Source organism: Arthrobacter crystallopoietes BAB-32 (assembly GCF_000328305.2).
Classification (GTDB): Bacteria; Actinomycetota; Actinomycetes; order Actinomycetales; family Micrococcaceae; genus Crystallibacter; species Crystallibacter crystallopoietes_A.
Genome location: NZ_ANPE02000329.1, coordinates 1 through 1918, shown reverse-complemented (window position 1 = coordinate 1918; position 1918 = coordinate 1). Strand labels below are relative to the sequence as shown.

The window sequence follows — 1918 nt, the reverse complement described above, 5'->3', positions numbered from 1 at the left end:
ATGCGCCGGGCGCCGCAGGATTTCCAGGCTCGCGACCGCGCCGTCACCGTCCGGGACTACGAGGTGCTGGCCGCCCGGCACGGCGGCGTCGGCCGGGTCCGCGCCTTCACCCGGCGGGAGATCTGGTCCTTCGCGAACCCGGGCGAAGTGGAAGTGGTGCTGGTCCCGCACGTGCCCGAGCCGGACCGCCAGGACGGACGCATCACCGCCGGGCAGCTGCAGAGCTACGCACGCGGCCAGGTGGTCGACGAGGTGGCGGCCCACCTGGCCGGACGCGCCACCATCGGCGCGGTCCCGGTGGTCCGCTTCGCCCGCAGCAAGCAGGTGCTGGTCCGCGCCCGCGTCCACGTGCGTCCCGATGAGGACGCCGCCGGCGTGCAGCAGCGGATCCTGCAGCGGCTGCACTCCTCCATCAACCCGCTGCCGGAAGGCGGGACCGGCTACGGCTCGGGCTTTGGCAACCCGCTGCGGGTGTCCAACCTGTACCGGGTGATGGAGGAGGCCGAACCCGGCGTGGAATACGTGGACGGGGTGCGGCTGGAGGTGGAGGAGGTTCCGGACCTGGACGCCGTCAGCCTGGTCCGTGCCGCCGGCCGGCCGGGCAGCTGGTTCGTGGCCAGCGGCAGCACGCTGTTCCGCACGCTTAACTGGGGCCGGGGCTGGGAGGCCTGTGCCGGGTTCGACGGCGAGTCCATCCGCATCGTTGTTCCCTACCCCGAGCCGGGGCCGGGACGGGCGGCCGCCGCGTTTCCGGGCAAGGTCGCCGCGGCCACCAGCACCGACGAGGGCTCGCGCATCTATGTCAGCGACGACCTCGGCGAAAGCTGGCGGCGCGCGGCGGAACTCGGCTTCCCCGTCGCGGACCTGTCCTGGGTCTCCCGGGCCGGGCGCCCGGTCCTGCTGATGGCCGGCGCCCGCGGGCTCTACGAGCTGCCGGACCACCCGGACGCGGTGCCGGTTCAGAACGTGGTGGATTCCTCGGACCCGGACCGCGGCTTCTATACAGTGGACGCCTTCACCGACGTGCGCGGCCAGACCGGCGTGGTGCTCGCCGCGGAGGCCGGAGCCGGCATTTGGCTCTCGCCCCAGGACGGCGCCCCGGAGACCTTCCACCGGATCCGCCCCAGCGGCGACGACGTGCGCTGCATGGCCGTCCAGTACGACGGCCCGGCCACCTGGCTGTGGCTCGGCCGCGCCGTCCCGGAAGGCTCCGGCGCCGGCTGCGCGAGGGTAAAGCTGGTGGAACTGGACCGGACCCGCTTCGACGATTCCTTCGCCGCGTCCTGGGAGGACCTGGCCGACGGCTGGACGGGCGGCAGCTGCTCCGGCCTGCACATCCTCGGCGGCCGGGCCTACGCCGCGACCTACAGCAGCGGCGTCATCGCCCTGGACCTGGCCGCGCCAGGCGGCTGGGACCGCCGCGATGTCAACTGCGGCCTTCCGCTGCGCGACCGCACCCGGTTCGAACCGGTGCAGTCGGTGTCCGGGGCCTATGGCGACGACGGCGTTCCGCTCCTGCTCGCCGCCGGCACCCGCGGCGTCTTCGGCTCCAGTGACGCGGCAGAGCACTGGCACAGCCGGTCCGAACGCGTGGTCGACGACGTCGTCACGCTGCCCGACACCTGGCTCTTCTGCTCAGGAGAGCACCGGATCGACGTGGTGCAGTCCGATGGCTGACCGGCTGCTGGCGATCCTGCCCGAAGTCTTCCGCACCGCCGCGGAGACCAACCGGCCGCTGCAGGCCTTCGCCGCAGCCGCCGAAGAACTGCACGCCCCGGCCCACCGCGTCCTGGCCGGCCTGACCGGGTACTTCGACCCGTACCGCGCACCCGAAGCCATGCTCTCCTACCTCGCCGAGTGGGTCGACCTCGGCTGGCTCGCCGCCCGGTCCCCCGGCCAGGCCGGCGCAGGCAGCATG

At 73.5% G+C, this 1918-nt stretch carries 2 protein-coding genes; both read left to right on the top strand.

The genetic code is table 11. From position 1 onward, the window contains the following. A partial coding sequence (locus D477_RS22935) for a hypothetical protein (protein WP_005275475.1) occupies window positions 1-1677 on the top strand: 1677 nt, incomplete at its 5' end. Continuing rightward, a partial coding sequence (locus D477_RS20750) for a hypothetical protein (protein ID WP_005275472.1) occupies window positions 1670-1918 on the top strand: 249 nt, incomplete at its 3' end. The genes D477_RS22935 and D477_RS20750, both read left to right, overlap by 8 nt.